This is a genomic window from Levilactobacillus fujinensis, from assembly GCF_003946335.1.
GTDB lineage: Bacteria > Bacillota > Bacilli > Lactobacillales > Lactobacillaceae > Levilactobacillus > Levilactobacillus fujinensis.
The window spans coordinates 1-25,616 of record NZ_RHNX01000016.1 but is presented as its reverse complement, the minus strand read 5'-3'; the positions used below and the strand labels follow the sequence as shown (position 1 = coordinate 25,616).

The 25,616-nt window shown below is 50.1% G+C and carries 22 protein-coding genes; 18 read left to right on the top strand and 4 right to left on the bottom strand.

The annotated features are described in order from the left end of the window. Window positions 1-180 precede the first annotated feature (180 nt). Window positions 181-594, bottom strand: coding sequence for an Lrp/AsnC family transcriptional regulator (locus EKM89_RS07350; protein WP_125687162.1), 414 nt, complete (start codon window positions 592-594; stop codon window positions 181-183). Window positions 595-856: 262 nt separating this feature from the next. On the opposite strand from EKM89_RS07350, the gene EKM89_RS07345 reads away from it, so the two are divergent. From EKM89_RS07345 to EKM89_RS07305, 9 genes are all read left to right on the top strand, one after another. Continuing rightward, window positions 857-1,789, top strand: a complete 933-nt coding sequence (locus EKM89_RS07345; protein WP_125687160.1) for an ABC transporter ATP-binding protein — start codon at window positions 857-859, stop codon at window positions 1,787-1,789. Further along, entirely contained in the window at window positions 1,790-3,310 is a 1,521-nt protein-coding gene (locus EKM89_RS07340; protein ID WP_125687158.1) for an ABC transporter permease/substrate-binding protein, read from the top strand. A 16-nt stretch (window positions 3,311-3,326) separates the two neighbouring features. Further along, a complete protein-coding gene (locus EKM89_RS07335) occupies window positions 3,327-4,277 on the top strand; it encodes a zinc-binding dehydrogenase (RefSeq protein ID WP_125687218.1) in 951 nt (316 codons plus the stop codon). A gap of 756 nt (window positions 4,278-5,033) precedes the next feature. Continuing rightward, a complete protein-coding gene (locus EKM89_RS07330) occupies window positions 5,034-6,158 on the top strand; it encodes a vitamin B12 independent methionine synthase (protein ID WP_125687157.1) in 1,125 nt (374 codons plus the stop codon). Window positions 6,159-6,648: 490 nt separating this feature from the next. Next, window positions 6,649-7,758 (top strand): ABC transporter ATP-binding protein, encoded by a 1,110-nt coding sequence (locus EKM89_RS14360; RefSeq protein WP_125687155.1) that lies wholly within the window; start codon window positions 6,649-6,651, stop codon window positions 7,756-7,758. After that, on the top strand, window positions 7,724-8,677 hold the full coding sequence (locus EKM89_RS07320) for a carbohydrate ABC transporter permease (RefSeq protein WP_125687153.1): 954 nt from the start codon (window positions 7,724-7,726) through the stop codon (window positions 8,675-8,677). The genes EKM89_RS14360 and EKM89_RS07320 overlap by 35 nt, the downstream gene beginning before the upstream one ends. A 2-nt stretch (window positions 8,678-8,679) precedes the next feature. Continuing rightward, a complete protein-coding gene (locus EKM89_RS07315) occupies window positions 8,680-9,495 on the top strand; it encodes a carbohydrate ABC transporter permease (RefSeq protein ID WP_382333513.1) in 816 nt (271 codons plus the stop codon). Next, window positions 9,492-10,856, top strand: coding sequence for an extracellular solute-binding protein (locus tag EKM89_RS07310; RefSeq protein ID WP_125687149.1), 1,365 nt, complete (start codon window positions 9,492-9,494; stop codon window positions 10,854-10,856). The genes EKM89_RS07315 and EKM89_RS07310 overlap by 4 nt, the downstream gene beginning before the upstream one ends. Before the next feature lie 16 nt (window positions 10,857-10,872). Then, window positions 10,873-11,568 carry a glycerophosphodiester phosphodiesterase family protein gene (locus EKM89_RS07305; RefSeq protein WP_125687148.1) on the top strand — a complete coding sequence of 232 codons (696 nt, stop codon included), beginning with the start codon at window positions 10,873-10,875 and terminating at the stop codon, window positions 11,566-11,568. 348 nt (window positions 11,569-11,916) lie between these two features. On the opposite strand, the gene EKM89_RS07300 is transcribed toward EKM89_RS07305, so the two are convergent. Further along, window positions 11,917-12,468: an NADPH-dependent FMN reductase gene (locus tag EKM89_RS07300; protein WP_125687146.1), complete on the bottom strand. Its 552-nt coding sequence runs from the start codon at window positions 12,466-12,468 to the stop codon at window positions 11,917-11,919. An 80-nt stretch (window positions 12,469-12,548) separates the two neighbouring features. On the opposite strand from EKM89_RS07300, the gene EKM89_RS07295 reads away from it, so the two are divergent. From EKM89_RS07295 to EKM89_RS07260, 8 genes are all read left to right on the top strand, one after another. Next, window positions 12,549-12,992 carry a MarR family winged helix-turn-helix transcriptional regulator gene (locus EKM89_RS07295; protein WP_125687144.1) on the top strand — a complete coding sequence of 148 codons (444 nt, stop codon included), beginning with the start codon at window positions 12,549-12,551 and terminating at the stop codon, window positions 12,990-12,992. A 547-nt stretch (window positions 12,993-13,539) separates the two neighbouring features. Continuing rightward, window positions 13,540-14,460 (top strand): IS30-like element ISLsa1 family transposase, encoded by a 921-nt coding sequence (locus EKM89_RS07290; RefSeq protein WP_011373852.1) that lies wholly within the window; start codon window positions 13,540-13,542, stop codon window positions 14,458-14,460. Window positions 14,461-14,754: 294 nt separating this feature from the next. Then, entirely contained in the window at window positions 14,755-15,603 is an 849-nt protein-coding gene (locus EKM89_RS07285) for an aldo/keto reductase (protein WP_125687142.1), read from the top strand. Between the two features lie 335 nt (window positions 15,604-15,938). Further along, window positions 15,939-16,892: a phosphate/phosphite/phosphonate ABC transporter substrate-binding protein gene (locus EKM89_RS07280; protein WP_125687141.1), complete on the top strand. Its 954-nt coding sequence runs from the start codon at window positions 15,939-15,941 to the stop codon at window positions 16,890-16,892. Window positions 16,893-17,097: 205 nt separating this feature from the next. After that, window positions 17,098-17,865 carry a phosphonate ABC transporter ATP-binding protein gene (gene phnC, locus EKM89_RS07275; protein ID WP_125687139.1) on the top strand — a complete coding sequence of 256 codons (768 nt, stop codon included), beginning with the start codon at window positions 17,098-17,100 and terminating at the stop codon, window positions 17,863-17,865. Continuing rightward, window positions 17,862-18,656, top strand: coding sequence for a phosphonate ABC transporter, permease protein PhnE (gene phnE, locus EKM89_RS07270; RefSeq protein WP_125687138.1), 795 nt, complete (start codon window positions 17,862-17,864; stop codon window positions 18,654-18,656). Before phnC ends, phnE (EKM89_RS07270) begins: the two co-directional genes overlap by 4 nt. A gap of 1 nt (window position 18,657) precedes the next feature. Then, window positions 18,658-19,470 carry a phosphonate ABC transporter, permease protein PhnE gene (phnE, locus tag EKM89_RS07265; protein WP_125687136.1) on the top strand — a complete coding sequence of 271 codons (813 nt, stop codon included), beginning with the start codon at window positions 18,658-18,660 and terminating at the stop codon, window positions 19,468-19,470. 2 nt (window positions 19,471-19,472) lie between these two features. Next, complete coding sequence (locus EKM89_RS07260) at window positions 19,473-21,029, top strand: bifunctional metallophosphatase/5'-nucleotidase (protein ID WP_125687134.1); 1,557 nt, start codon at window positions 19,473-19,475, stop codon at window positions 21,027-21,029. Window positions 21,030-21,250: 221 nt separating this feature from the next. Here the strand turns inward: EKM89_RS07260 and EKM89_RS07255 are convergent, their stop codons facing one another. Further along, complete coding sequence (locus EKM89_RS07255; protein WP_125687132.1) at window positions 21,251-22,225, bottom strand: zinc-binding dehydrogenase; 975 nt, start codon at window positions 22,223-22,225, stop codon at window positions 21,251-21,253. 363 nt (window positions 22,226-22,588) lie between these two features. On the opposite strand from EKM89_RS07255, the gene EKM89_RS07250 reads away from it, so the two are divergent. Continuing rightward, window positions 22,589-25,339, top strand: coding sequence for an HAD-IC family P-type ATPase (locus EKM89_RS07250; RefSeq protein WP_125687131.1), 2,751 nt, complete (start codon window positions 22,589-22,591; stop codon window positions 25,337-25,339). Window positions 25,340-25,526: 187 nt separating this feature from the next. Here the strand turns inward: EKM89_RS07250 and EKM89_RS07245 are convergent. Beyond that, window positions 25,527-25,616 (bottom strand): IS3 family transposase (locus EKM89_RS07245; protein ID WP_164510537.1); only part of this gene is annotated, 90 nt, incomplete at its 5' end.

Sequence of the window (25,616 nt, the reverse complement as noted above, 5' to 3'; positions counted from 1 at the left end):
CTAATTCGGAAGCCCCCTTGCTAGTGAAGGCCTCGTTGCGGTCCGTTGCCATAGGTGGTCATGGACGTCGGAAGCCCGTTCTTTGGCTGGAGGCGTGCCCACAACCCCCTCTACAACAGCGGATAATTTCTGACAACCAGAGGCGACCGCTTTAGTGCTCGCCCGCACGAAAAATAAGTTTTAAATATCGTCGATGACGTCGATGACCTGATAACGGGCCACCTTCCCTAGGGCCAGGAGAAAGTCATTCAACACGTGGCGGTCATGGAACGCCCCTTCCAACATGTAGTTGTAGCTCCCAGTCGTACGGTAGTGGTGGCGGAAGTCATTGTGGTGGTGTCTGACCAGCGTCAAGTAGGCTGCGTGTTGACGATCTTGAACGGCAACTTGAATAAAAACTTGGCGCGGCAGATCAACCTGGTCGAGGTCAACTTCAATCGTGTATTTCGTAATGACCCCGGTATCTTCGAGTCGCTGAATCCGGGCAGCTACGGCTGGCGCGGACAGATGGACGAGTTCCGCCAAGTGACTAATTTTGATACGACTATCGTGATTAAGTTCCTTGATAATGGCAAGATCGGTTTCGTCGGGCACAGTAAACACCTTATTTTCTAAGTTTTTAGGACGGAAAGTCTTTCTTTTTAATATTAACAGCCGCCGGCGAAACGTGTAAAGTGGAACCCTGTTGCCTGACAAAATTCATGAGCCTAATTTCTAGGCAATTGGTAGAAGATTAGTATAATTGAAGACAATCATGCGAAATGTGACGCGTAAAGTTGGACGACCTGCAACTCGTTTCGACAGGCTATCCTGAAAATAAGAACGTTATTTGAAAGTCAGTATTGGGAGGTCACGAATGATAGAATTTAGAAATGTCAGCAAGCGTTACGCCGGCAACCAGGCGATTGACAACCTCAATCTCACCATTCCAACGGGGGATTTTTTTGTGTTGGTCGGCCCTAGTGGGAGTGGGAAGACGACCACACTGAAAATGCTGAACCGCTTAATTGCGCCAACCAAGGGCGATATTTACTTTGAAGATAAGCGTCTGATCGATTATGATTTAACACAATTACGACTTCAAATGGGATATGTGCTACAAAATATTGCCCTTTTTCCTAATTTAAATATTCAAGAAAATATTGCCATTCAGGCGGAATCCCTTGGCTGGCCACGTAAGCAGCGGGTTGAGCGGGCACGGGCACTGCTGAAACAGGTCGATTTGGACCCGGATAAGTACGCGACGCGAATGCCCAATGAGCTGTCCGGTGGGGAACAACAGCGGGTCGGGATCATCCGGGCGCTTGCCATCAAGCCTAAGGTCGTCTTAATGGACGAACCATTCAGTGCCTTGGACCCCATTTCCCGTAAACAGTTACAGGACCTGGTTTTACAGTTGCATAAGGAGCTTCAGATGACCTTCGTGTTTGTCACCCATGACATGCACGAGGCCTTACGACTGGGCCAACACATCGCGGTGATGCGACTCGGTCACATTCAACAGGTGGGGACGGGTGAGGACATCATGCAGCACCCGGCCAATGATTTTGTGCGTGGCTTTTTTGAAAATGAACATGCACCGCGTCCCGACACCGTGCAGTCGCTCCTGAATGAGGGCTACGGTGAAGTAACGACTGCGCCAGCCACGTTGACGGCTACGGCCACAGTCAACGAGTTAGCAGCGGCACTAAAGGGCACTGCCCCGGTCGTCGTACGCGTCGGTGAGACGTCACGGACGCTCAGTACGCCGGATCTGCTCGACTATTTGGCAACTAAGGAGGCGGACTAGTTGGCACAGATTATCCATATTCTTCAGACGCAGGGTAGCGATATCGTCGGTGCCATCGGGCAACACATTGGGTTGTCGCTGATTTCACTGCTGATTGCTGCTGTCATCGCTATCCCCTTAGCAATTTTATTGATGAATCACGAGCGCTGGGCGAAGGTCATGCTCCAGATTACCAGTATTCTGCAAACGATTCCCAGTCTGGCGTTGTTGGGGATCCTGATTCCCATTGTTGGTATTGGGACCATCCCCTCAATCATTGCCTTAGTCATCTATGCGGTGATGCCGATTTTTCAAAACACCTATTCTGGACTGACCACCATCGACCCCAACCTAGAGGAAGCGGCGACGGCGTTTGGACTGTCCCGGCGGATGAAACTTTTTCGAGTTGAATTACCGCTGGCGTTGCCGATGATTATCTCCGGTATTCGGATTGCAATGGTCATGATTATTGGGACTGCTACCTTGGCCGCCCTGATTGGTGCCGGTGGATTGGGGACTTACATTCTGTTGGGGATTGAAACCAACAACAATGCACTCCTAATCATTGGGGCCGTCTTGTCGGCCATTCTCGCGCTGGTATTTGGTGCGGCTATCGATTGGCTGGGCAAGTTATCCTTTAAAAAGGCGGGTATCGTTCTGTTAACACTGGTCGTTTTAATTGGTGGTTTTGCCGGTTACCGTAAGCTGGTGAACCCCCAAACGACCATCACCGTTGCTGGTAAATTGGGTAGCGAACCCGAAATTTTAATCAATATGTATAAGGATCTGATTGAACACGATCACCCGAATATCAAGGTGACAACGAAAGCTAATTTTGGTGCGACCTCCTTCTTGTTCAAGGCGCTCCAGTCGGGGTCAATCGATATTTATCCCGAATTTACCGGGACCGTTTTAGAGTCGTTGGTCACGGGTGAAAAGTCGGCGAATCACGATCCGGCCAAGACCTATCAGATGGCCAAGCAGGCGTTGAAGGCACAACACCAGATGGCGTACTTAAAGCCTATGAAGTATCAAAATGGGTACGATCTCGCTGTAACCAAGCAGTTTGCCCAGAAGTATCATTTGAAGACGGTGGCCGACTTGGTCGCGGTCGAGGACAAGGTCCACGCTGGATTTGACCCCGATTTTCATCAATTAAAGGACGGTTACCCGGGGTTAAGCAAGGCATATGGCCTGAAGTTTGCCAGCGTGAAAACGATGGAGCCGTCGATTCGCTACAAGGCCATCGCCAACGGCAAGGTGAATCTGGTTGACGGTTACACGACCGATCCCGAAGTTCAGGAATACCATTTGGTCGTGTTAAAGGACAACAAGCAATTCTTCCCACCATATCAAGGGGCACCGTTAATGACCGAAAAATTGTTGACGGAACATCCCGAACTGCGGACGACGTTGAATAAGTTAGCCGGCAAGGTCTCCACGACCGATATGCAGAAGATGAATTACAAGGTTACCGTTGCGCACGAAAAGGCGGCGACGGTGGCCCGTGATTACCTGCGAAGTCACGGCCTGTTGAATTAGAGAGGAAGTTGTCATGATGCAAGCAGTCGTTGTGCGCCATCCCGGGGGCCCCGAGGTCTTAGAAACAGTCGCGGTGCTGAAGCCGACGGTGAAAACAGGCTGGACGTTGATTCAGGTGAAAGGTCGCGGGATTAACCATTCGGAAATTTTTACACGACAAGGTGAGTCACCTAGCGTGAAATTTCCGCGAATCCTGGGAATTGAAGCGGTTGGAATCATCGCTGATACAACCGATGAGCAACGTTTGCCAGTGGGACAGACGGTCGTGACCTTCATGGGAGAAATGGGGCGCGCCTACGATGGTGGGTACGCTGAGTACGTATTGGTGCCAAATGGACAGATTTTTCCGGTAACCACGCGCTTGTCCTGGGCGGAACTGGCGGCTGTGCCAGAAACCTATTACACAGCATATGGTGCCCTGCTAGGATTGCGACTAGCTGCGGGACAACAGCTGTTGATCCGTGGGGGAACCAGTGGTGTTGGGGTTGCAGCCAGCAAATTAGCCCACGCCATGGCGAACGTCACGGTCAGTGCCACAACGCGGGACGTCACGAAAACGTCCCAACTCGCGGCAGTTGGCGTAGATAAAATTATACAAGAGGAAGGCAACCAGCTGGCAACCGCCGTAAAATTTGACCGTATCCTCGATTTGATTGGGCCAGCAACCGTGCCAGATTCCCTACAACGGTTAAATCCTGGCGGAATCGTTAGCTCGACCGGCCAATTGGGCGGACAGTGGACGTTGCCAGAGTTTGAGCCTATTTCAGAGATTCCTAATGATTGCTATTTGACTTCGTTTTATTCCGGGGATGTTGATGGTCAGCGACTACAAGACCTGCTCCAGGTGATCACAGCGCACGAAATTGACGTGCGGCCGGTGAAGACGTATCTCTTAAGTGAGATGCAAGCCGCTCACGCTTATCTGGAAGGCCAGCATAGTTTTGGCAAGGTGGTCGTGCTGTCGTAGTCCTGATTGACTAGGGCCGAAGAAGTAGTCGTAAATTGCAAGAGCAAGTTAGTCATTAGGACCAAATACCGGTACCAAGGGATTTCTCAGAACTTGAAGTTAAGAGGCGGAACAGTGCGCTGAGCTTAGCCGGAGTGCGGCTGGTTTCACTAATTTAGCCGTGATAATTCCTACTGTCGCAAGAGTAATGCAAACGATTTGGCTTTTAACCTCTTTAGCAGCTAGTAATAAATCTGCCCTTGACAGGCATGAGGAAGAGTCCTAAACTTATCATTAATTTCTAATCGGTCTGTCATAAATGAGGCTAGGAGAAGAGTAGTGGCGTTGTCGTTGCACAGTGAGCCCGAAAGAGTGGAAACGGGTCTGCGACGAACCATGAAGATGAGCTCCCGATAGCTATCAAGCGGTTCACGCTGCTTGGTCGGTAGGAACCGTTAACTTTCCGGGTATCAACTGGTACCGTTGAGGCAAGGTCTGCGAGGACTTTGTGAACTAGGGTGGTAAAACGACACGTTCGTCCCTTGAACTAAGCAATTAGTTCGGGGGAGGAGCGTGTCGTTTTTTTTGGCTGACCGATTAGAAAATAAAGCGACCTATATCGCTGGACTGGCAACGGCCATTTCGCCGCTGCTAACCCCTTGAGATTCTCTTTGCGGTGCACGCTGGGAGGATTGCGGGTGACGTGTTCGCCAAATGAGCGCTTCACGTTGCCAGTCGAGCGGTTTAGGTTTGACCTAATCTAGGAGGAAATAAATCATGACAACGACGACAGAAAATGAGTTCCCTTACCGCTATGACGTTGTGGGCAGTCTCTTGCGTCCCGCAACCCTGAAGGACGCCCGGGCAAAATTTGCAGCGGGTGAAATTGCTATTGACCAACTGAAGACCGTTCAACGTGCCGAAACGAAACGGGTCGTCGACGAGCAGGTGGCCATCGGGCTGAAGGCGGTCACTGACGGTGAATTTAACCGGAGCTGGTGGCACTTAGATTTCTTGTGGGGACTGAATGGTGTCGGTCATTATGACTACCAGAAAAGTTATAAATTCCACGGGAGCAAGACTCGGACCGACAATGCCGACCTGGTGGGCAAAATTGCTTTTAACCCGGAGCATCCGTTCTTTGAGAGCTTCCAGTATTTGCAATCTCTAGTCCCAGCAGGGGTACTCGTCAAGCAGACGATTCCATCACCGACCATGTTGTTTCGGGATAACCGAAGTGACAACTGGCATGAATTTTATGAGACCTGGGATGACTACTTAGATGACTTGGCTAAGGCTTACCATGAAACGATTCTCCATTTCTATGAGCTTGGGTGTCGTTACCTACAACTGGACGATACGACGTGGGCCTTTCTTATCAGCAAGCTCAATGAGACAGTCGATGATGCAACCGCGCATCAGACGTACGTGTCCTTGGCAGAAGATGCGGTTCGGATCATTAATGCCCTGTTAACTGACTTGCCAGACGATTTGACGGTCACCACCCACATTTGTCGGGGCAACTTCAAGTCGACGTACCTGTTCTCCGGTGGCTATGATGACGTTGCCGCCTACTTGAGCCAACTGCATTACGATGGCCTGTTCTTGGAGTATGACAGCGATCGGGCCGGTGATTTTACCCCGCTCAAGAAGATCTGGAATAACGATCCGAATAAGAAATTAGTGTTGGGTCTGATTACGTCAAAGTTCCCTGAATTGGAAAATGAGGCCGACATCAAGACCCGCATCGCGGACGCTGCGCAACAGATACCACTGGCTAACTTGGCCCTGTCCACGCAATGTGGCTTCGCTTCGACCGAAGAAGGCAACCAATTAACGGAAGCACAACAGTGGGCCAAACTCAAGTTGGTCAAACGGATTGCCGACGACGTTTGGGGGTAAAGCGGATAGCTTGGCACACGGGTTGACCATCTAAAATTAAGTTACTGAAGGTTGAAAGCCAAAATATTTTCGTTACTCTTGCGACATTAGGAATTATCACGGCTAAATTAGTGAAAACAGCCGCACTCCGGCTGCCAGGGATTCCGCTTGCTGTGGGGAACGCTTCCAGCCAAAGGACGGGCTTCCAGCTCGCCTGAAAGCCGCCAAAATCAGGCGTCTCCCAGGTCGCATAGTGTATAAGCCGGAAAGAACGCTGACTAACATCGTCGATATGGCTAGTTACATTTCTGACTTTCTCCGGTTCTGATGGTTCACTAAATAACCCCCTAAATCAAGTGCCACTGAAACGACTGTGCCGGGCTACCAGCCCCGCGGCATGGTCGTTTTTGGCGTGGTTGAGGATGGTTTACAAACTATTTACGTGGACAACACGGGCTCGTTACATGGACCGCGTACACTTGCCTCATACTTAAGTAAGGGGAGTGGCGAGATGTCGATTGAGTTAAACGCATTGGGGAAAGCGTACACCGCTGATGAGTGGGTTTTGCAGAACGTGACAGCGCACATTGAGAGTGGCGAATTTTTCGCGATTGTCGGACCTTCTGGATGTGGGAAAAGTACGTTGTTACGGATGATTGCCGGGCTAATTCCAATTTCGACCGGTGAACTTCAGATCGACGGTAAGGTGGCAACTGATTTGCCTCCCAAAGACCGCCAGTTAACCATGGTGTTTCAAAGTTACGCGTTATTTCCATTCTTATCGGTCACCGATAACGTTGCGTTTGGATTGAAGGCCCGAAAGTTTCCCGCTAAGGAAATCGAAGAGCGGGTCACGAAGGCCATCAAATTGGTCAACTTGGAGGAATTCAAGGATCGCCGTCCCCGTGATCTATCTGGTGGGCAGCGCCAACGGGTCGCTTTAGCCCGGGCAATTGCCAGCGACGCCAAGGTCTGCTTGATGGACGAACCCCTGTCCAACTTGGATGCCCAACTCCGTATCAAGATGCGCACGGAATTGCGAAACCTCCAGCAAGAACTGGGACTGACTGTCATCTACGTCACACATGATCAGGTTGAGGCGATGACCATGGCCGATCACATCATGGTGCTTCACGATCACAAGATTCAGCAGATCGGGACGCCGCTCGATATTTACAATCGACCAGCCAACACCTTCGTGGCCAGTTTCTTTGGCACGCCGCGGATGAATCTCTTACCGGCGCGGGTGACGGCCGACCGGGAATTGACCTTGGCGGATACATTAAAATTAGCGTTACCTAAGCCCGTTCCCGTTGCCGATTATATCGTGGGAATTCGACCAACGTCGCTGTACCTAGTCCCTCAAGGAAAAGGCGATCCCAATGCGCAGGTTAAGACCGTCGAATACCTTGGCGCCCAAATCTTGTTGGAGGCTGAACTCAGCGACGGGACACCAATCGAACTGACCGCGGATCCCGACGACGTTTATCGGACCGGTGACTGGCTGTCTGTTGGCATTGATGGCAACGCCTACGTCTTTGACCATGCCGGCGAAGTCCAATTTATGGTGGAAGGGGGTCGCCAACATGCAAGCAGAAGTCACGCCAGCGCCCAAGCCTAAAGCTGATCAGTCGGCTGCGATTAGTCGCCAGCGCGCAAAGGGCTACAACCTGCACGCAGGTGACAAGTATTATGCATTTGCTTTTCTGGGACCATCCCTCTTGGTACTCGGAACTTTCGTATTCTATCCTATGCTGCGAACACTCTATCTAAGCCTGTTTTTAACCGATAATGTGGGGCGCCCCACGGTCTTTGTTGGGTTGAAAAATTATATTGGGTTGTTGACCTCTAGCGCCTATCAGGCCAGCCTCCAAGCCACGGCGATTTACGTGATTGCAGTTGTTGCCTTGACCCTGATTCTAGGGTTGCTGCTGGCACAACTCGCGGCCAAGAAACTCGCTGGTATTCAATGGTTTCGGACGATTTTCTCCGCCACGATGGGAGTTTCCGTCTCCGTTGCCGCTATCTTTTGGCTGTTTATCTTCAGTCCATCGATCGGTCTGTTTGACCAGATCGGTAGCTTCTTACATTTACCGATTGTCGCTTGGTTAACGCAGCCCGGTCCCGCCATGACCGCTGTTGTCATTTCCACGGTTTGGATGAATCTAGGTTTTACCTTCTTGATCCTCTTTGGCGCCTTACAGATGGTACCACAATCGCTCTATGAAGTATCTGCAATCGAAGGGGCGTCCGAGAGCTACCAATTCTTCCACGTGACCATTCCAATGATCTCACCAACGCTGTTCTTCACGTCAACGGTCACGCTGATCGGGGCCTTCAAGAGTTTCGGCTTGATCGACCTGATGACGGCTGGGGGGCCTAATAACGCTACCAATCTATTGGTTTATCGGGTCTATCAAGATGCTTTTTTAAGCGGTAACTATGGGTTGGCGAGTGCTGAGTCCGTGATCTTGGCGGTCATCATTGCCTTGTTTACGCTGTTACAATTCAAATTCCTTGAGAAACGGGTGACCTACTAATGATGTTGACAAAGACTCATAAAACGTTACGTTATCTGGTGTTGGTCATCATGGCAATTATCATCATTGGTCCGTTTATCCTGGGGTTCTGGACCAGCCTGTTACCCACGGCTGACATTGCCAAGGGGGCGTTATTCAGCACCCATATTTCCTTGCAAAACTACGTGGACGCCGTGCAGCAAACGGCCATTATGCGTTATTTGCTCAATAGTTTCGTGATCTCCTTGTTGACGATGGCGGCGCAACTCTTGTTCTGTTCGCTGGGAGCGTACGCCTTTGTCTTTCTGTCCTTTAAGGGGCGCGACTTCCTGTTCTATGTAATTCTGGCCACGATGATGTTGCCCTTTGAAGCTGAGGTCATTCCGAACTTCGTCACGGTCCGTCAGCTGAACCTGCTGAACCACTACGCCGTTATGGTTATTCCATTTCTGACATCGGCCTTCGGTATCTTCATGTTGCGGCAATCCTTCCGTCAGATTCCACCGGAGTTAAAGGAAGCCGCCGACGTTGAGGGCTTAAATCACTGGCAATTTTACTGGCGGGTGACGTTACCATATGCCCGGATCAGTCTGTTTACGTTAGCCGCTTACAGCTTCCTTGAAAGTTGGAACCAATACCTCTGGCCAATGTTGACCACGTTTAGTGATAAGTTCCGCCCTGTCCAAGATGGGTTGCGGCAACTGCAGTCACAAGAAACGTTTAACAACTGGGGGATGATTCAAGCCAGTGCCGTGATCGTTGTGATTCCCACGCTGATCGTGCTGTTTGTGGGCCAACATTACTTCAAGGATGGCTTGAATGAGGGGGCCACGAAATGAAAAAACAAACAGTTTCCCACAAAGTGTTTGCCATTGTGGCCGGTGTTCTGGTCGTTTTGGCGGTGGTTCTGGGATGGACCGCGTTCAGTCATCCGTCCGCTTCGGCGCAGAGCAATGGCCGCATCAAGGTGGTCTTTTGGCACGAAATGACAGGGCCCGCGCAGCAACAATTGATTAAGTTCTCTAACGAATTTAACCGGTCCCAAAAGAAGTATGAGGTCGTCCCCGAGTTCGAGGGGAGTTATAATGAAGCCGTCCAGAAGGTTATCAACACGCACGGCACCGATGCGTCGCCCGCGGTCTTTCAATCCATGGACATTTCGACCAGTCAGATGCACCACACTGGCTATACGACGCCGGTCCAGAAATTCATCGATGCCGATAATTATGATGTGAACAAGATCTCCGCAGGTGCCCGGGCGTTCTATGCCAACCAGGGGACGCAGCTATCCATGCCATTTAACACGTCACAACCCGTTCTCTTTTACAACGCGACGTTGTTAAAGAAGTTGGGTGTTACACCACCTCCCGTCAATCCGTCCTACAGTGACATTACGCGGGTTGCTACCCAGGTGATGCAAAAATCTAACAAGAAGGTTCAAGGAATGTCGGTCGAGATTTATGGCTGGTTATTTGAAGAGTTCATGGCGAACTCCGGCACTTCGTTTGCGAACAACGACGATGGTCACACGAGCACGCCAACGGCCTCTAACCTGACTGGGACTAGCACCGTGAATACCATGAAATGGCTGCAAACGAACGTCAAAGATGGTGTCTTTGCCAATTACGGAGCCAGTGGGAATGCACTGAACAACGAAATCGCCAGCTTCTTGTCTGGCCGACTTGCCATGTTCCTTCAAAGTTCCGCGACGACAACACAGTTGACTACGGGCAACAAAAATAAATTGGGTATCACCTACTATCCGCATCCCGATGGCCAAAAGAGTAATGGGGTGGCCATTGGCGGCGCGTCGCTGTGGATCTCAAATGATAAGTCTGCGACCGTTCAACGTGGGTCATGGGATTTCATCAAGTTCTTAATGACCGCTAAGAGCCAAGCAGAATGGCAGGCAGCGACCGGATATTTAGCTTTAAACAAGGATTCACAGAAGCAACCGGCCTTACTGAATATGTACAAGAAGTTGCCGGAAGCCAAAGTGCCTGGCGAACAATTGGCCGCAGCGCAACCAAACAATACGAACTCTGGAATCTTCATGCAAGGTCTGATACAGGCTCGTAACTTGACCCAGACTGCCATGGAGCAGATCTATGCGAGGAGTAACATTCAAAAGGCGTTGCAGACGGCGCAGACGTCGCTCAACGGCAACATTAAAAATAACAACCGTGCGAACGGCTATTAAGTAGGAGAGCGATTTTATGACAGTGAAAACGTTAGTATTTGGACACCGGGGTTACCCGGTAAAGTTTCCGGAAAATAGCATCGCTGGGTTCAGCTATGCCTTGGAGAACAACGTGGACGGGTTGGAATTCGATGTCCATTTGACCAAGGACCAAGTCCCGGTCATTATGCACGATGAGCACATCGACCGTACGACAGATGGTAGTGGTTTGATCAACGACTTCACCTTCAACGAATTGCGGCACTTTCGCTTAGCAAATCAGGAGGCCATTCCCACGTTAGCGGAGTTCTTAGCGTTGGTCGACGACACTGATGTTCAGTTGAATTTGGAGTTGAAGACGGACAAGATCCAGTACCCAGAGATCGAAGCCATCGTCATGGCTATGGTCCATGGGGCGCCGCTCAAGCACCCGGTCATCTTCTCGTCGTTTCATTTACAGACGTTGAAAAATTGTCAAAAGATTGCGCCAGACGAATCCTACTGCTGGTTGACGGATAAACCGGTGGTCAATGCCGCAGCGTTTGTGGCCAATGAGCATCTGAGCGGCCTCCATTTGAGTCACTATCAAGCTGACGTGCCAGTCGCCGAACGTATCTGGACGGTTGATAAGCCAGAGTTGGCAACGGAACTGTTCCAGAAACACGTGGCGGGTATCTTCACCGATGATTTCATCGGCATGATGCGCCTCCGCCAAGACCTGATGCGCGGGTAGCGAAAGTCGTTTCTGTTAGCCGACGACTTGGCCACACGTGCCGTTCGCTGGCAGTATCGGTTAAACTAGAAGTGATTGCATGGCAAAGCGGATGTTACCTGATAGTGGGTAGCATCCGCTTTTTGCGCTGATTGTGAACTTAAATTATTTTCGATGACGTGTTGATCGAATGGTTCTTTGAAAGGCATGTTGACTTGCAGGTCACGGAAGAACCGTGAATTTTTGTCAATCGTAGCGATTATCGTGCCTATTCTGAAATCGAGCCGAAAGCCCATACTTTGGCTGGAAGGCGACCGCACAGCAGGCGGAATCCCTGCCGCCGGGCGATACCTTAGAGCTGTCCGTGACCTAAGACAAGCGATTGAGAAATTCGGCGCCCATTTGGTTGGCGTTGAAGGCGTAGGGGGCGAGGGCCTGAGCCGGGTCGATAAATTGTTCATTGTCGTCCAGGTCCTGTTTGCGCAGCGTCAATTGCAGGTTCGTCGTCATCAGTGGCATTTTGAGCCCGCGGACGACTAGTTGCATGCCCAATGCGGCTTGGAAGCCACCATGACCGCCGTAGGATACCAGGCTGACCGGCTTGCCGCGCCATTCCGCATAGAGATAGTCGAGCGCGTTTTTTAGCGGTGCCGGGTAGCCCCAGTTATATTGGGGAAAGAGCAGGATGAAGCCGTCGTAGCCCTGAATCAACTGGCTCCAGGCCTTGGTGTGTGCTAGGGTGTAGTTACCGTCGGCAGGCTGGCCGGGTTCGTCTAAGAAGGGCAGGTCGATCTTTGCGAGGTCGATTAAATCAACGGCCAAACCTTCTTGGGCGACGGCGGGTTGAAGCCAAGTTGCGATGCTGGTACTGATACGGTTAGGCCGCGTCGAGCCAATGATTAAACCAATTTTCTTTGTCATGATAGGGAGTCTCCTTAAGTGGTTGAATTTATCCGTGCAATATGCACACATCTTAGCATTGTTCTGGTATAATAACAAGTATGGATAATCAAATTTTCGAAGCACTATTTGAAATCGTCACTTTTTTCAATCAAACGGAAGAGGATCGCAAGCTACTGGAACGAGCTCATGTCAAGCTGGACGCGCCAACTTTACCAATCATCATGCGGGTTGATCACCAACCCGGAATCAGTATTGGTGAGCTGGCTGATCAGATTGGTCGGAACCACTCTTCGATTAGTCGGCAGGTCGATAAGCTAATTGCGGCCGGCTGGTTAGAGGAGACCGAGCGCCGAGATAAACGCGTTCGCCAGGTTATCTTGAGCCCTAACGGCAAGCAAACGGTCCATCAGATTAAAATAGCCAGAGAAGCGGCCATTCGCCAACGGTTAGCGAAATATTCAGATGCGGACCGTGGGGAGCTTCTACGCGTCTTACAACGCCTGTCAGCCGTCTTAAACGGCAACGACGATTATGAGGAATAGGGAGGGAGACGAAAAATCCCGTTGAGCTTAGTGATAGCTGGCTCAACGGGATTTTTATTAAAGAAATCTAAAGGTTGGAAGCCAAAGTATTTGCGTTACTCTTGCGACAGTAGGAATTATTACGGCTAAATTAGTGAAAACAGCCGCACGCCGGCCGCCAGGGATTCCGCTTGCTGTGGGGAACGCTTCCAGCCAAAAAATAGGCAATCTGGTCTGGTTTTTCTAGCGGTCAATCATTTAGATAGGACCTCTAGTCGATAATTATTTTAGCGCAAAAAAATTAACCCCATTGAATCGAACTGGGATTTAGCCTGATTCAATGGGATTAATATTCAATTGGGGACAGTGACCAACGAAGCATTTTCCGGGTACTTCGTTGACTGTTACCAAAAAAGCTTTAGTTTGTCGTCAGTTTGTTAAGCAATTGTTTTACGACATCTTTATAATAAGGCAAATTCTATAATTAATCCGAACAGAAATTAAAAAGCCCAAAGCAATCACTTACAATGGTAGTAGCTAATTCCAACCAATATAGGGAGTGATTACTTTGGGTACATCTACTTTATCACGTTTTCAACGTGGCGCACTAGCACAACTGGTCAATGAGGGGAATAAATCTTACCAAGTAATGGCTGACGCCTTAGGCGTCGCCAAAGCTACGATTAGCTATGAGTTGGACCGGGTTAAACCTTATGATCCAGAATTAGCTCAGCAAGATGCAGATCGCAAAAGGCGGAATTGCGGTCGTCGTTCGATGCTGACGGCAGCATTAGCGACTTTAATTACCAATCACTTACGATTAACCTGGTCACCAGAAACCATTGCGGCCGCTTATAACTTGAGCACTGCGTCAATTTATAATTGGCTTAATCGTGGCTGGCTCCCCTTCAAATTGACTGATCTACCCAATCGGAATGTCCGCCAGCACCGAGTGAGCGAAAATCGTGGGAAATTTACAAGTGGGACTTCCATCGAACAACGGCCAACAACTGTTAATCAACGGTTAGCCTTTGGTCATTGGGAAGTAGATACGGTGCTTTCTAGTCGAAGTGAGTCACGATCATGTCTGGTTACATTCGTAGAACGTAAGACCCGACTTCTATGGGCCATCAAAGCCCCTAATAGAACGGCTAAGGCTCTAAACACCGCCTTTGGCAAGTTTATGGGGGCCTTCGGTCCCCAAGTAAAATCCATTACTGTTGATCATGGTAAAGAGTTTGCCAATTATCAGGCCTTAGAACAGGATTATCAGATCAAAGTTTATTTTTGCCATCCATATTCACCATGGGAGCGAGGTTCCAATGAATATTTTAATAGACGGTTACGCTGGTTCTTCCCGAAAAAGACCAATTTTAGCCAAGTAACGACTGATGAGATCCTAGCAGCACTTGAACTAATTAATCAACGACCATTAAAAATACATCATCAACAGACTGCCATTGAAAGATTCCGGGCTTGTTCGGATTAAACTTGTAATTTGCCATAACAAAGAAATCAAGGGCTTTGGGCGTTTCTGGCAATTTGTAATATTACAATTTTCCAAATTAGTTTTAACGAATAGTTATACTATAAACAATTGCTGTGCTTTGACGGAATAATTGCTTTTGAGTGGGTACCCGGGCGTATAATTATTCATAGGTGAGTGTGACTGGTTAATTTATTTATTGACTAAACGTTTTGGCTGGACACATTTTAGGATGTGCGGTGAGCTACTCATTTTCGGTGTGCGCGCGGCAGGTCTAATACAATTGGAGGTTTTGCTATGTCAGTATTAACGGATACGTTTAACTTAGCTAACGGGACTCAGATTCCCCAAGTTGGTTTTGGTACTTGGCAAATTCCTGGTGGCGATACGGCTTACAATGCGGTAGCTAACGCGTTGAAGACCGGGTATCGGCACATCGATACGGCGAAGGCTTATGCCAACGAATCCAGTGTGGGGAAGGCTATCCGCGACTCTGGGATCGACCGCAAAGAGATCTTTGTGACGACCAAGCTGCCAGCTGAAGTGAAGACGTACCAAGGGGCATTGGACGCATTTGCCACCACGATGAAGAACTTGGATGTGGGGTATGTTGACCTGTATTTGGTCCACGCCCCATGGCCATGGGCGGAAATTGGGAAGGACTGCGATCAGGGCAACCGCGACGTTTGGCGGGCGATGGAAAAAATCTATGCCAGCGGCAAGGCTAAGGCTATCGGGGTCTCCAATTTTGATGTGCACGACCTGCAAAATGTCTTGAATCACGCCGAAGTTACCCCAATGGTCGACCAAATTCAGTATTACGTGGGCTTTACGGAACCTAAGATCACGAAATTCGCACAAGACCACAACATGTTGGTTGAAGCTTACTCACCACTCGCAACCGGTGATATGCTTGAGAATGCTGACGTTAAGGAAATGGCGAACAAGTATCACGTTTCACCGGCCCAGTTGGCACTACGGTTCGTCTTGGAAAATGGTGTCTTGCCATTACCAAAGGCCACGAGTCAAGCGCACATTGAAGCCAACGCCCAGTTGGACTTCTCAATCAATGCGGCCGACATGGCGAAGCTGAATGCGCTAGCGGATACGGCCACAGATCACGGTCACAACGCGACGCAAGGTTAATGTAAACAATTAGTAAATTTAAACGAGGAGTTACCGATTTTGCCATCTGTTAGAGCAAAATTGGTAGCTCCTTTTAGTAACTTTTCCGTTAAATGATAGTGCTAGTGTCGTAGTGGAACCAAGTTTTAGGGAAAAGGCTAGCGAAAGACATTAAATAATTAAATTAATTAATGTTTGGGTTTTACGTTTTACCCTCTAATAAACACCGCCATGACACATTATAAGCATTTTAATAACGAACTTAAAACGATAAAGCCATTGTAAAAGTTCGTTCTTCTGGTAATATTAAAAGTGTCTTAAGAGAGCCATACGACATAATCTGAGGAGTGAGTTCGATGTACTTAAAGGGTAAGGGAAAATTACTCTTAATCGCGGCAGCATTATTGTTACTACCAGCTGGTTTGGCTGCCTGTGGGAAGGCAAGCAGCAGCACGAGTTCAAGTTCCAAGCAAGGCTATACGCCGAAACAGTTGACGGTTGAATTTGTACCGTCATCTAACGCGGGGACGATTGAAGCGAAGGCCAAACCGTTAGAGGGCCTGTTGAAGAAACAATTGGGGATTCCGGTTAAGGTTAGTGTCTCGACCGACTACAATACGATTGTTGAGGCCATGGGATCAAAGAAGGTCGATGTTGGCTTCCTGCCGCCTGATGCCTACGTGCTTGCACATAAGCAGTATGGGGATAAAGTGCTCTTACAGGCTGAACGGTTTGGCGTTAAGGAACCAAATGACCAAGCAACTAAGCAGTTGGTCAACTACTACCGCGCTCAGATTTTAGTACGTAAGGATAGTGGCATCAAGACGTTAAAGGACTTGAAGGGCAAGAAGATCGCCGTTCAAGATACCACGTCGACTGCCGGCTGGATCTACCCTGCCGTTGAAATGTTGAAGCACGGTGTCAACATTAATAAGGACAATATCCAAACAGTCACGGTCAAGGGACATGACCAAGGGGTTCTCTCCGTTTACAACAAAAACACCGACGCCGCCTTTGTCTTCCAAGGGGCCCGGAACTTAGTGAAAAAGGACGATAAGGATATCATGAGTCAAGTCGTTCCAATCTACACGACTGCCAAGATTCCTAACGATACCATCACGGTTCGTGGTGACATGAGTGCGAAGTGGCAAAAGAAGATTGCTGAAGCCTTCAAGACAATTGCCAAGACCAAGAAGGGGCACGCCATCATTTCTAGCGTTTACTCTCACGAAGGTTACGTGGATGCGAAGGACAGTACCTTTAATATCATTCGTGACTACGACAAGCAGATTCAAAAGTTAGATAAGTAGCGCGTTGTGATGAGCCGATGTCAGATTTTTAGATGAATCTAGTGGTTAGCAGAATTAGAGATTCTTGTTCTGATGACCGCCTGACTTAAATGATGCATAGGCTCGGCAGGTAAAAGATAGCGTCTCAAGAGAAGATCAGACAGCAGAAGTAGTGAGGGCAGCGACACCGTACCTCACTATTTTTTTAATAACGGGGGAACCAACTATGGAGCAAGCAACACCAATTATTTCATTTAAAGGCGTCAATAAGGTTTACAACAACGGCACCGTTGGCCTCAAGGATATCAGTTTTGACATTCCCCGTGGTCAGTTCCTGGTCGTTGTTGGGCTTTCGGGAGCCGGTAAGAGTACTTTGTTACGGACCATTAACCGGATGCACGAGATTACGTCTGGAGAGATCACAGTGGAAGATGAAGCTATTGGTGACTATAAGGGCAAGGCGTTGCGGCTGTTGCGGCGTAAGATTGGCATGATTTTCCAAGGGTTCAATTTGATCAATCGATCGAGCGTAGAGAAGAACGTTCTGTCTGGGCGGGTTAGTTATTACGCGACCTGGAAAACGATTTTAGGGCTTTTTAGCAAGGCAGATAAGGAAAAAGCGGTGCACGCCCTGGAACGTGTCAATTTAGTAGAAAAACTTTATACCAGAGCCGATGAACTTTCCGGTGGACAGCAGCAACGGGTTGCGATTGCGCGAACGTTGATGCAAGACCCCAAAATCATTTTAGCTGATGAACCGGTGGCCTCACTGGACCCACTGACCACGAAGACGGTCATGGATACCCTTAAGCGCTTGAACCAAGAGGACGGGATCACCGTCATCGTGAACCTGCACTCGGTCGCATTAGCACGGGAATATGCCGACCGTATCATTGGCTTGCGGGCCGGTCAGCTCGTCTATGACCAGCCGATTGCCAAGGTCACGGTAGATGATTTGGACCAAATCTATCAGGCAGAGGGGGAAAAGGCATGAGTACACCCACAATTCCGCGGCGTTCCTGGACCCAACGATACCATGTGAAGGGTATCGGCTGGACAGTGCTCCTCTTGGTTTTACTGGTTGCTTCTGCACAGATGACTGGGGTCAACGTGGGCATGTTCTTTAGCAACCTGGGTCAGTTTACGAATCTGCTGGTACGGATGTCCAACCCCGCTTGGGACTACACGGCGGTTATCATCCAACCACTTTTGGAAACCATTCAGATGGCGATTTTGGGGACCACGATTGGGGCGGCATTTGCGATTCCCTTTGCGGTTCTAAGTGCGAGCAACCTGATTCACAATCGCTGGTTGCGTGGATTGACACGACTGTTCTTGGACTTAGTGCGGACCTTACCCGATTTACTGTTGGCTGCGATTTTCGTTGCAATTTTTGGGATTGGGTCGACGGCCGGGGTCATCACCTTGGCGATCTTTTCCTTTGGGATGGTATCCAAGCTATTTTATGAAGTCATTGAAACCATCGATATGGGGCCGCTAGAGGCTCTGGAGTCGGTGGGAGCCACGAAGATCACCATTATTTGGTACGCGGTGCTCCCACAGATTCTGAACCAATTTGTCAGCTATTTTCTGTATACCTTAGAGATCAATGTCCGGGCGTCAACCGTCTTGGGGTACTTGGGTGCCGGCGGGATTGGTGTCTTCTTACAACGCTCGTTAAATGAGTTCAATTACAACCAGACGGCGGTCATTATCTTGGCTACGCTGGTGGTGGTATTGGTCATCGATGGCGTCAGCAACCATCTAAGGAGGGTTCTACTTTAACATGCAAACAACAATTACGACGCCTTCTCAACGGCATTCGCTGTGGCAACGGTGGGGCTGGCTGCTCTGGGTACTGATTATTGGCATCATTTATTTCTGGACGATCAACGGTCTGAAGTTTACGGGGTTTCAGGAATCGGCGTCCGCGGTCTCGAAATCCATTCTGCACGGACTGGTTCATCCGACGTGGTCCTACGTTTATGACGGCAGCGGCGAAGACCTCGTCTCCTTGATTTTACAAACGTTAGCGATTGCCTTTTTGGGAACGATTGTATCGGCTTTGATCAGTGTTCCCTTTGCTTTTTGGGCGGCGCGTGGACCTAAGGAACATTATTTTCTACGTTCCGGTAGTGGGAAAATCGTCTTGACGTTGATTCGGACTTTTCCAGAAATCGTCTTGGCCATCATGTTCATCAAGGCAGTTGGCCCCGGATCTTACGCTGGGGTCTTGGCCGTCAGCGTTCACTCGGTCGGCATGTTGGGTAAGCTATTTGGCGAGGCCATTGAGAATATGGACCGGGGTTCTGAAGAGGCCATTACCAGTGCCGGTGGTCGTTCCAGTCAAGTCTTTGCGTTAGCGACGATTCCAACAATCATGCCGGAGTTTCTGTCCTACACGCTGTACCGCTTTGAAATTGCCGTACGATCTGCCTCCATCTTGGGGATGGTCGGTGCCGGTGGGATTGGGACGCCGATGATTTTCGCCATTCAAACGCGGGATTGGTCTAAGGTCGGCATCATTCTCTTAGGTATCGTGGTTATGGTGCTGCTGATTGATTCGCTGTCCGAGCAATTACGAAAGAGGTTGATTTAACCATGCATATTCAAATCCTGTCGACGAGTGACGTGCACGGCTACGTTTACCCGACGGATTACAGCACGCCGACAGATCGGCATGCATACGGCATGTTAAAGGCAGCTACGGTGATTCGGCAGGCCCAGGCGACTGCAGGCCCAGATGACGTGGTGATCACGATTGAAAATGGGGACTGGCTACAAGGGGCGCCATTTGCGACTTACCTGGCCAAACGCCCAGCCGCGGAGCAAGACTTGTTCACTCGTATCACGGGTGCCATGCACTACGATGCCGGGATTCTCGGCAATCATGAGTTTAACTATGGTTTAGCCTATATTCGCGCGGCGGAGGCCAAGCGGACCTATCCGTTATTGGGCGCCAATATCGTTGGTGGTCAGAATCAGCGCATTCTAGACGCCCCTTATAAAATTATCACGAAACAGGGGATTAAGATTGCAATCTTAGGGTTGACCACGGCCTATGTGCCGGTTTGGGAGCGGGCCAGTAACATTGCTGGTTTGACCTTTGAACCAGCCGTTGCCACTGCCCGGCGTTTGGTTCCTGAGCTGCGGCAACGAGCCGACATCGTCGTCGTTGCCTATCATGGTGGTTTTGAAGCCGACCCGGCGACCGGGGTACCAACGGAACGACAGACTGGGGAGAATGAAGGGTATCAGTTATTAGCCGAGGTTCCGGGAATTGACGCGTTAGTGACCGGCCATCAGCACCGCCAAATCGCTGGGGTCTATCAGGGCGTGCCCGCAACACAACCAGGCGACAAGGGAATTGCGGTGGGCTGTATCGACCTCGAATTGGATGCGACTTATCGAATAATCGCGCGGTCAGCCCGACTGTTACCAACGGCGGGTGTGGAACCAGACGTAGCGTTGACACAGCTTACCCAACCAGTGCAAGATAGGGTCGAAACGTGGTTGGACCAAGCGGTTGGTCAAATTGCAGGGACCAGTTTAGCGGTCACGGACCCAATGGATGCGCGACTCCACGGCCATCCCTACCTCCAGTTTATTAATCAAGTTGAAATGGCTGCGGGTGGCACGGATATTGCTGCGACGGCGCTCTTTAATGATGAAGTCCGTGGATTTGGTCGCAACGTGTCGCTCCGCCAACTATTGAATAGCTACCCGTATCCCAATACGCTGGTGGTCGAATGCTTGACCGGAGCGGACGTGCGGCTGGCGCTGGAACGATGTGCAAGCTTCTTCGACCTGCACGCCGATCAGCGTGTTGGAATCGCTGCGGCGTTTGTCACGCCGAAATGCGAACTGTACAACTACGATATCTATAGTGGGCTGGACTATTGCTTTGATCTGACCCAACCGCGTGGTAGTCGGGTGGTGTCACTGAAGTATCACGGGCGTGCGGTCCAGCCGACTGACCAACTGGACGTTGCCATGAACCAGTACCGTGGCAACGGCGGTGGCGATTACCCGATGTTCTCACCAGCCAAGGCCATTCGGGAGGTCAACGTGGATATGGCCGAACTCATCATGCAATATTTCGAGGCACATCCAGTTGTGACTGGGGAACAGCAAACCAATTTTAAAGTAATTTATTAGGCAAGCAACAGAGTGGGATATAAGACGGTTAGTTTACGAGTATTAACGTGATAGCAGAGATTATGCTTGATTCTGGCATGATTTCGCTATCGGATTAAGCGCAACAAACTGCCTTATGTCCCACGTTTCGATACCATAATGGCGTAAATAAAAGTTGCTTCTTTTAGAATCTAACGATGCTGAAAGAAGCGACTTTTTGAGTTATGTCCCAAACGCTTTACTTAGATCCGAACCACAATTTTCCCCAAGTTTTCGCCGCGCTGGAGTGTCATCAGTCCAGCCTGGGCTTGGTCAAATGGCAAAATCCGGTCGATTACAGGATCAAATTTTCCGGCCGCCAACAAATCACCAACCGCCGTTGCCATGGTGGCTAAGTCATGAATACCGGTAAAATCAGCTGATCGGTAGACGCCACCTAGCCCCGAACGCGTCAGGCCCAGTGCCTTGTCGTCGAAGTCAAAGTGCTGCGGGTAACCGTCGCCCACAGCAATAATCTGGCCGTTGTAGGCGAGTCGGTCGACATCGGCTGCCAGTTCCTCACCGCCAATCGTGTTGATGCTGAGGTCAACGCCGCGACCGTTAGTGGCGGCGCGAACTTTTTCGGTCACGTTTTCAGTATGATAGTCGATGATGATGTCGGCCCCAACCCGGTCGATCAGTGCGCGTTTGCGTGCAGAGGTCGTCGTAATCGTCGTCAAGCCAAGCTGGTGGGCGAATTGTAGTGCGGCCAAGCCAACAGCGCCACCGCCTGCGTGAATCAGAATCGTCTTTGCTAAACTTAAGTTAGCCTTGCGGTAGAGCGCTTGATAGGCGGTCAATGTGCCACATAAACTGGCCGCAGCCTGTTCATAAGAAACGCTCGCCGGAATCTTAGCGACCGACCAACTGCAGGTGACGGTGAACTCGGCTAGGCTCCCCGATCGCCGCAGGTCACCATGATAAAAGACGCGTTCACCAACAGTAAAATCGGTGACGTTGGCGCCGACCCGAGTGACTTCGCCAGCCACGTCCATGCCGATCACGTGCGGTATTTGCCATGAGCCGCCGGTGATGACCTTGTAGTCGGCGGGATTCAAGCCGACCGCGTGTACCCGTACCTGCAGCTCACCGGTCTGTGGTAGGGGTGCCGGCACATCTTGCAGCTGTAATTCGTTGAGGCTGTGGGGGCCAGCCCCGGTAATCGTCCAAGCTTGCATGTATATCAGTCCTTTAGTTGTCATAGGTTTAGCTTAAGGGAAAATCGGTGAAAAGCAACCCATTTCGTTACTTAGTTTCGCTGAAAATTGACAGGCAAGGCGACGGTTATTGCCAATAACATGTAAATTTTTAGCAACTACCAGTCACGTGAAATGTCCCTTGCACCGTTATTGATTTACTCCCAGTATTAAATTTAGATTGCATTACCCCCTAAATAGATGCAATTTTCATGAAAACTTGGTAAAATAAATTAACTAAAAATGAGATTTGGAGGTGGACGTCTTGCACCAACCGTTTGCAGCACTCCCAATACCGGACCGCTAATCGTTAGTTTTTTATCGTAGAAAGGAAGATTTATTTATATGGCACAAGAACCCGAATCAACCGTTTCAACGACAACCGAAGCAGAAACCACTGACCCTGGACCCAGCCAGCAGCCGCCGTTATGGCAGCGCTCGACTGAGTCCTTACTTGTTGAGTATGCCACCGATGAAGATGCCGGGCTGACGACCGCTGAGGCGAAGAAACGCCTCGCGCAAAATGGTCCTAATGAGCTGACCGCGAAGAAGCAATCAAACTTGTTACGCTTCTTGAAGCAGTTCAACAACTCCATCATCTATATTTTGGCGGCTGCCGCGTTGATTACGCTGTTGATGCACCATTATTCCGATTCTATCGTTATCGGATTGGTCATCATCGCCAACGCTTTCATTGGCTATTTTCAGGAACGCTCAGCGGATAACGCTTTGGACCGCATCAAGGCCCTCTTAGTCTCCGAAGCCATCGTCATTCGGGATGGACAGAAAATTAATTTGCCCGCCCGTGAATTGGTGACTGGAGATATTGTTCAGTTGGAAGCCGGGGATACTGTCCCTGCTGACCTCCGACTGATCAGCGCGGATAACTTAAAGATCCAGGAGTCCGCCTTGACCGGTGAAACTGACTCGGTGCTTAAGGGAGAGGATCCCTTACCCACCGCAAACTTACCGTTAGCCGAACGGTCGAACCAGGCCTTTGCCTCAACGGCCGTTACCAATGGGTCTGGCCGCGGTATCGTGACCGTGACCGGTGCACAGACCGAAATCGGTCATATCCAACAAAACGTTGCGGAAGTTAAGCAGCAAGCAACACCATTGATGAAGAACCTGAATAGCTTAGGCTTAGGGCTATCCATTGCGATTTTAGTTGCAGCGGTCCTCTTATTTATCTTAGGGATGATCACCAAGGTGTACAGTTTGCCCGTTCTGTTAGTCGCCGTCATTACGATGGTCGTCGGGTCGATGCCTGAAGGGCTACCGGCCAGTACGTCGGTCGTCCTTGCCATGGGAACCCAACAGATGACGAAGCAAAATATTATCGTTAAAACACTGCCTGCCGTGGAAACGTTGGGGGCCGTGGATATCGTCAATACCGATAAGACCGGGACACTGACGAAAAATGAAATGACCGTGACCGATATTTTGACGACTGCTGACACCTATACCGTGTCTGGCGTGGGTTACGATGCCGCTGGTCAGGTGCAAAACGACGAGGGCCAAGACGTCGACTGGCAGGCTGACCCCGACCTCGAATGGCTGGTCCAAATTGCCGGTCAGACCTCTGACGCCGAATTCCACGAGGAGGAAGGCCAGTGGATACTGACTGGGGAACCGACCGATGGGGCTCTGACCGCACTTTACCACAAGCTGGTTGGCACTGATCCCGATCCACAAGAGATCGATTCACTGCCTTTTGACTCCGCCATTCGGTATTCGGCACGATTAGTCGACCATAAGGGCCAGCGATATCTGCTGGTCAAGGGGGCACCGCAAACCTTGACGCGTTTGATGCGTGAACAGGATGAGGCTGTCGATGAAGATGCTTGGCAACAACGTTTGTCGCAACTGACCCGCCAAGGAAAACGGGTGGTGGCCTTGGGCTATCAGCCGGTTGCCGCTGACGCTGTTGAAGTTGACGATATCACCGTGGGCCAGAACTTCCATTTAGCCGGAATGGCCGGCATCATCGATCCACCGCGTCCTGGGGTGGCCGACGCTGTGCGCCAGTTACGTTACGCCGGAATCAAGGTTAAAATGATCACGGGTGATGACCCCGAAACGGCCGCTGCGATTGCCCAACAGTTGAACCTGTCGGAACAAGCGCGCGCCATTACCGGACCGGAATTGGCCGAGTTAAATGATGACGAATTGGCGAGTCAAATCGACAAGTATACCGTATTCGCGCGGACGACACCGGCTGACAAACTACGAATCGTGAAGGCGCAACAGGCCCGCGGTCACGTGGTTTCCATGACTGGTGATGGGGTCAACGATGCACCTGCACTGAAGCAGGCCGACATTGGGGTCGCCATGGGGATTCGGGGAACCGACGTTGCCAAGGATTCCGCCGACATGGTCCTAGCCGATGACGACTTCACGTCGATCCTGGGTGCTGTGCGAGAAGGGCGTCACGTCTTCGATAACATTCGTAAGACGATTCGATTCCTGCTGCCAACCAGTTTTGCCGAAGGATTGATCGTGGTCCTGAGTATCTTGATGGATCAGGAGCTGCCACTGTTCCCAACGCAATTGTTGTGGATCAACATGGTGTCCGCATTGACGATTCAGTTTGCCTTCATCTTCGAACCGGCCGAGAGCGGCATTATGAAGCGGGGGCCGCGGGACGTGACGCGTGGTATCTTATCCAAGTTGGACGTCTTTGAGGTCACCTACGTGTCGTTACTAATCTCCGGGTTGGGAATGTTTGCCTACGACTTCTTAACGGCACAAGGACTTTCGGCCGTTATTGGGAGTACAATGACGCTGAACGTCATCATCTTTGGGAAGGTCTTCTACCTGTTTAACCTGCAAAATGACCACCCCGTATTGTCGAAATACTTCTTCAGAAATAAGATGAGTTTCGTCATCGTGGCCGTCTTGCTGGCGTTACAAGCCATGATCATCTACTGGCCAGCCATGCAAGGTGTGTTCCACACGACCAGCGTCAACTTCCATTATGGTTGGGGAATCCCAATCGTAGCGGGGGCCGTCGTGCTGATCGTCACGGAAATTGCGAAGGCGATCCGGCACCGTATCGACGCTAGCACCATTTCACGGGAGCAACGAAACTTTTAATCCGTTGACTGAAAATTAAAAGTGCCGACTATTCGGGTGAAATTCGAGCAACGTTGTCCAATTTTAAGCGCAGTGTTCTAGTTGTTTTAGCATGTTCATCCTTTAGTCGCTAACCTAACTGAAACGAAGAGACTGGACAGAAGTGGCGCGGCTCCTTGTCAAGTAGACAGCTAAATAATTAAAATCATTATGCAGTATTCTTAACGGCATGATTCCGGTATTCTACTGGGGTCATGCCGTTTAGTGTTGGTTGGCGTCGCGAATTATTATACCAATC

Coding starts and splice junctions, on each gene's coding strand:
- EKM89_RS07345 (WP_125687160.1), top strand. CDS start 857: ATGATAGAATTTAGAAATGTCAGCAAGCGTTACGCCGGCAACCAGGCG.
- EKM89_RS07330 (WP_125687157.1), top strand. CDS start 5,034: ATGACAACGACGACAGAAAATGAGTTCCCTTACCGCTATGACGTTGTG.
- EKM89_RS07315 (WP_382333513.1), top strand. CDS start 8,680: ATGTTGACAAAGACTCATAAAACGTTACGTTATCTGGTGTTGGTCATC.
- EKM89_RS07335 (WP_125687218.1), top strand. CDS start 3,327: ATGCAAGCAGTCGTTGTGCGCCATCCCGGGGGCCCCGAGGTCTTAGAA.
- EKM89_RS07255 (WP_125687132.1), bottom strand. CDS start 22,225: ATGCAAGCTTGGACGATTACCGGGGCTGGCCCCCACAGCCTCAACGAA.
- phnC (WP_125687139.1), top strand. CDS start 17,098: ATGGAGCAAGCAACACCAATTATTTCATTTAAAGGCGTCAATAAGGTT.
- phnE (WP_125687136.1), top strand. CDS start 18,658: ATGCAAACAACAATTACGACGCCTTCTCAACGGCATTCGCTGTGGCAA.
- EKM89_RS07295 (WP_125687144.1), top strand. CDS start 12,549: ATGGATAATCAAATTTTCGAAGCACTATTTGAAATCGTCACTTTTTTC.
- EKM89_RS07285 (WP_125687142.1), top strand. CDS start 14,755: ATGTCAGTATTAACGGATACGTTTAACTTAGCTAACGGGACTCAGATT.
- EKM89_RS07305 (WP_125687148.1), top strand. CDS start 10,873: ATGACAGTGAAAACGTTAGTATTTGGACACCGGGGTTACCCGGTAAAG.
- EKM89_RS07250 (WP_125687131.1), top strand. CDS start 22,589: ATGGCACAAGAACCCGAATCAACCGTTTCAACGACAACCGAAGCAGAA.
- EKM89_RS07320 (WP_125687153.1), top strand. CDS start 7,724: ATGCAAGCAGAAGTCACGCCAGCGCCCAAGCCTAAAGCTGATCAGTCG.
- EKM89_RS07310 (WP_125687149.1), top strand. CDS start 9,492: ATGAAAAAACAAACAGTTTCCCACAAAGTGTTTGCCATTGTGGCCGGT.
- phnE (WP_125687138.1), top strand. CDS start 17,862: ATGAGTACACCCACAATTCCGCGGCGTTCCTGGACCCAACGATACCAT.
- EKM89_RS07280 (WP_125687141.1), top strand. CDS start 15,939: ATGTACTTAAAGGGTAAGGGAAAATTACTCTTAATCGCGGCAGCATTA.
- EKM89_RS07260 (WP_125687134.1), top strand. CDS start 19,473: ATGCATATTCAAATCCTGTCGACGAGTGACGTGCACGGCTACGTTTAC.
- EKM89_RS07300 (WP_125687146.1), bottom strand. CDS start 12,468: ATGACAAAGAAAATTGGTTTAATCATTGGCTCGACGCGGCCTAACCGT.
- EKM89_RS14360 (WP_125687155.1), top strand. CDS start 6,649: ATGTCGATTGAGTTAAACGCATTGGGGAAAGCGTACACCGCTGATGAG.